This is a genomic window from Streptomyces kanasensis (assembly GCF_043077165.1).
Taxonomy (GTDB): Bacteria; Actinomycetota; Actinomycetes; order Streptomycetales; family Streptomycetaceae; genus Streptomyces; species Streptomyces changanensis.
Genome location: NZ_JBIBSF010000024.1, coordinates 1 through 4,680 on the forward strand (window position 1 = coordinate 1; position 4,680 = coordinate 4,680).

At 69.0% G+C, this 4,680-nt stretch carries 3 protein-coding genes; 1 reads left to right on the plus strand and 2 read right to left on the minus strand.

Translation table 11 applies throughout. From position 1 onward, the window contains the following. Positions 1–350: 350 nt before the first annotated feature. Complete coding sequence (locus ACF053_RS30175) at positions 351–659, minus strand: hypothetical protein (protein WP_391956934.1); 309 nt, start codon at positions 657–659, stop codon at positions 351–353. A gap of 198 nt (positions 660–857) precedes the next feature. Then, the gene (locus tag ACF053_RS30180) at positions 858–1,148 is read right to left on the minus strand and encodes a hypothetical protein (protein WP_391956935.1); all 291 of its coding nucleotides are present in this window, start codon (positions 1,146–1,148) and stop codon (positions 858–860) included. Between the two features lie 438 nt (positions 1,149–1,586). Between ACF053_RS30180 and ACF053_RS30185 the strand changes: the two genes are divergently transcribed. Further along, the gene (locus ACF053_RS30185) at positions 1,587–4,106 is read left to right on the plus strand and encodes a DEAD/DEAH box helicase (RefSeq protein ID WP_391956936.1); all 2,520 of its coding nucleotides are present in this window, start codon (positions 1,587–1,589) and stop codon (positions 4,104–4,106) included. Positions 4,107–4,680 lie beyond the last annotated feature (574 nt).

Consider the following 4,680-nt stretch of genomic DNA (forward strand, 5'->3'; position numbering starts at 1 on the left):
CCCGCGGAGCGGGTCCCACAGCGCTGCGCGCTGTGCAAGCGAACCCCCGCGCTGCGCGCGGGGGTTGCGCTCCCGCTCCGCGGGAGCGCTGGTGGGGCGCTGCGCGGCCCACTCAACCCGCCCGCCCGCGGGCGGGTTGACGCTCCGTTCGCTGCGCTCTCGGAGCTTGTGGGACTTCGTCCCACGGCCGGTCTTCCGCTTCGCTGCAGACCGGCTGTGGCGGGTCCGCTGCGCTCCCCTTGCCTTGACGGTCCTTCCGGCTGCGCCTCCAGGGCCTTAGGGCCCGCTGGCGCGGGCCTGGCTGGCTACGGAATCCGGTGGTCGGGCTTGTCGGTCAGGCATCGGAGTGGTCAGAGGTCACTGTCGATACCGGTGACGGCCGGCGGGCCGAGCGGGGCGTCGGCTTCCGCGATCCCTGCCTCCTTCAGCGCGGCTGAGACGAGCCTTGTGGCGTCTAGCTCGGCCTCGTACCGGTCTGGGGCGTCGACCTCGAGGCGGACGGAGAAGGTGCCGTCCTCGAGCAGTGTGAGGAGGTGCAGACCTTCACTCTCACTGACGTCCGTGTGCTTCGAGGACAGCTTTCGCTCGAGAGCCGAGCGCGCGGAGTCGGTGATGCCCGAGATGAAGGTGCCGGGAACAGTGATGACAAAGGTGGTCATGGCGACTCCTCGCATGGGACGGACTTGAATGTCGTCCTGCTTCCCTCATTGCCTGTAATGAACGCCTCGGGCCATGCCTGACGTGCCTGGGCGGTGAGCGGGTGACGCCTTCACTTCTACTGACGTTTGGCCGCCCGGCTGCCAAGGGCGCATGCGGTCACCCGTACGCGTCCCAGAATCAGGTCGCGCATGTCAGGCTCAGGCGTTTGCGTGGCGTGGGGCGATGGCTCGTCGGGCGGCGTGATGTGCCGGCTTGCGTCCTGGGGCAGCCTGGAGGCGCTGCAACCACAGGGACGCGGCGCCGAGCAGGCCGGTGAAGACCGCCAGGAGGAGCAGGGAGATCCACATCTGCCGACTCCCGGGATGGACCCGTCCCGTCCAGGCCGCGGCGGCCGCCCACAGCAGGGCGCCTGCCAGGTAGAAGGTACGGACGCGGCGCAGCTGGCGTACCGCCCGTGGGGGCATCGGGTGTTCGGTCTTGGGTGCCATGCCGGCCCGTGTACCCCGATCCGCGCTGCTCACCGGGCGGTGGCGAGTGGAAGAGGGGGCGGGTGGTCAGGTCAGGTGCGGGTGCATGCGGAGTCGGCCATTCGGGGGCGGTCTGACTGGCGGTCAGGTTGCCGAACAGCTTATCGGTAGGGCGGGGTCAACGGCTTTCGACCGCGTCAGGGCGGGGTTTGGTCTGCGGTTGCGGTGTGCTTCATTTTTGTAGTGCAGATAGACTCTGGATACATAGCACACCACCAGGGGCCGTTCCGGAGACGTTGGCGGGATCTTCCACATGGCTGTTCGGGTGCTCTGGCGAGGATGGCAAGCAGTCGATCACGTCGGCCCAGCGGTAGCCCGTGTGGGTCTTCGACATGCGGGTTTCTGGTTTTACGCCGTTCGGATCGGCCGGTCGGCACTCTCAGGAGATGGCAGATCGGTATGTCGAGCACAGGCCGGGCTGATCAGCGTGAAGCCGCCCAGCGAGAAGCGATTGACGCGGTCCTTCGGGCCCTCGAATTGCCTGCAAGATCGCTGGTGCCGGAGCGAGGGCTCCGAACGCAGGTGATCATGGCGACCGGATCCGGGAAGACCCGGGTGGCGGCCCGCAGCGCGCAGGAGCTCCACGCGGGCCGTGTGCTGGTGCTCGTTCCCTCGCTGGACCTGCTCGCCCAGACCGAGGCCGCCTGGCGCGAGGCAGGCCGCCGGGGGCCGATGATCGGGGTGTCCTCGCTGCGGGGTGAGGAGGTGTCCTTCCCCAACACCACGGACGTGGACGAGCTGGTGGAGTGGACGCGGGGCCTGGAGAAGGTGACCGTGTACGCCACGTACGCCAGCCTCGGGCTGGGCACACTGGAGCGGGCGCACATCGCCGGCCTTCCGGGGTGGGACCTGATCGTGATCGACGAGGCGCACCGGACGTCGGGCCGGCTGGGCAAGCCGTGGGCGGTCGTCCACGACAACACCCGCATCCCCGCTTTGCGGAGGTTGTACATGACGGCCACGCCCCGGCTGTGGCATCTGGACGAGGACTTCGAGGGCGTGCCGGGCGGGCTGGTCGCGTCGATGGAGGACGATCCGGACGGGCCGTTCGGCAGTCGCTGTTACACGCTGACGCTGTCGGAAGCCATCGACCGCGGGATCTGTGCCCCTTACCAGGTGGTATGCGTGGACGTCACCGACACCCAGCTCCAGGCCGAGCTGCTCCTCGGCGCGGATGCCCGGTCCGATCAGGTGCGTGGGGCGCGGCTCGCCGCCTTGCAGACCGCTCTGGTGAAGGCGTCCGCGGAGGAAGGTTTCCGTCGCACGCTGGTCTTCCACCACGTGGTGAAGGAGGCCGAAGCCTTTGCCGCGGGTCTCCCGAGTGTCGCCGAGCGGCTGCACGGGGCGGATCTGGAGTTGTACCCGAAGACGATTTGGGCCGACTGGTTGTGCGGGGAGCACAAGCCGGGCCACCGGCGGCGGGTCCTCGCGGAGTTCGCGACCGGGATCGCCGCGGACGGCAGCGTTGTGGAGAAGGGCTTCCTGGGGTCGGTTCGGGTGCTGGGCGAAGGCGTCGACACCCGCAATTGCGACTCCGTCTACTTCGCCGACGTGCGCGGTTCGATGCCGGATCTGGTCCAGGCGGTGGGCCGGGCGCTGCGGATGCAGCCGGGCGAGGGCAAGGTGGCCAGCCTGGTGGTGCCGGTGCTGCTCGGGCCCGGGGAGACGGCGGACAACATGCTCACCTCGCGGGCGTTCGGCGGGCTGGCCAAGCTGCTGGAGGCGCTGCGGGCGCACGACGCCAGGATCGTGGAGAGCCTCGCGGAGCAGCAGGCCCCGAGCCGCTACAAGCCCGTATCCAAGGACGACAGCGGGAAGAGCACGGGCGGGAGCAGTGAGGGCTCCGGAGGCGTCAGTGCCCCCGCCAAGGCTCTGCTGAAGTTCTCCACGCCCCGCGACCCGGCCGCGCTCGCCGCGTTCATCAACCTGCGCGTCCTCAACCCCGAGTACGAGCACTGGCGGCGCGGGGTGGAGGCCGCCGTCATCTACGCCCGCGAGCACGGCGATCTCCGCGTGCCGTTCACGTTCCGGGTGCCCGCCGTCGACGGCCAGGAGGCGGAAGGTGCGGGGTGGCCGGCTGCGCTCGCCGGGTTCCCCCTTGGGCAGTGGACCGCCGACGCGCGCCGCTTCTACGCCCGCGGGGACATGGACGAGGACCGCGTCGCCCAACTGGAGAAGCTCGGCATGATCTGGAGCCATTTCGATGTCGCGTGGGAGGAGGGTCTGTCCGCCGCGCGCGGGTGGGCCACCGAACACGGCCACCTCCTGGCCCCGCTGGACGCCACCTTCCAGGGGTACCGGGTGGGCATCTTTTTGAAGAACGCGCGGGCCGCCGCCCGGAAGGCTGCCGAGATCGAGCAGCGGCGTGCCGAGGGCTTGCCGGTGGAGTCGTCGGCCGGGGCACTGACGGAGGCGCGGCGCGAGCAGCTGGAGGACATCGACGCGTCCTGGTGCCCGAGCTGGCCGGTGACCTGGCAGCGCTGCTTCCACCTGGTGCGGATGCACCTGGACGCCGGTGAGGCGCTGCCCGCCGAACCAGGGAAGGTCGTACGCCAGGGCGAGGATCTCGGGCGGTGGGTGCAGTCGGTCCGGCTCGGGTGGGACCGGCTCACGACTGTGCAGCAGTGGATGTGCGAGCAGGTCCTCGGAATCACACCCGCGACCGAGGAGGAAAAGCCGCCACCGCGTCGTACGCAGGGCGGCAAGTGGGCGATGAATTATGAGGCCGCCCGGCAGTTCTACGAGCGCGAGGGACACCTCCAGGTCCCCCGGAAGTGGGTTGAGCGGATCGTCGGCGAGGACCAGGAGGAACGGGAGCACAAGCTGGGGGCCTGGATCGGGAATCAGCGCAGCCGGGCCGCGACCCTGACGCCGGAGCGGATGGAACAGCTCTCCGCCATCGGAATGCGCTGGACATAGATAGGGGCATGCCGACGGCCGGCATGGTAGAGCGCGTGGTCCCGTAACCGAGCTACCTTCATGGAGGGTTATGCGTGCGGAAGGCCGAGAGGGATCAAAGCTTACGGAAGGCTGAGTGTTGGTGCTGGGTGCTGGCGTATGGCGGGTGGCGCCGGTACACGGCGAGATGACGCAGTCGTTTCTGGGCAGGTTGACAGCCAGGTACGGCATGGAGATCAAGGAGCTGCTGCCGGCGGTAGCTGATGCCGGTGGCCTGTCGAATGTCATGGGCCGAGGACGGCCGGACAGCGAGGTCTATCTCGATCAGGAGGCTCGCGATGGCGTAGCAGTGCTGTGCCGTGTGGCGCCCCACCATCTGCATAAAGCTCTGCCAGCCTGGGCTCAGGAGGAGCCGCGTCGGCGGTTTGCCACGGGTCCGGCGGCGCAGTTCCATCACACGCCGGAGATGGTCCTGCCGTGGGGGCCGGCGTGCCCCGAATGCACAGTTAGGGTCTGTTGTGAAAGTGCTGGTCGCAGCCACTCGTTGATGGCTGCGACCAGCACGGTCGCTTCGTAGCGGACGGCGAGTTTGTCG

Bases quoted from the DNA above. Each gene is read 5' to 3' on its own strand.
- ACF053_RS30185 (WP_391956936.1), top strand. From the start codon at position 1,587: ATGTCGAGCACAGGCCGGGCTGATCAGCGTGAAGCCGCCCAGCGAGAA.
- ACF053_RS30175 (WP_391956934.1), bottom strand. From the start codon at position 659: ATGACCACCTTTGTCATCACTGTTCCCGGCACCTTCATCTCGGGCATC.
- ACF053_RS30180 (WP_391956935.1), bottom strand. From the start codon at position 1,148: ATGGCACCCAAGACCGAACACCCGATGCCCCCACGGGCGGTACGCCAG.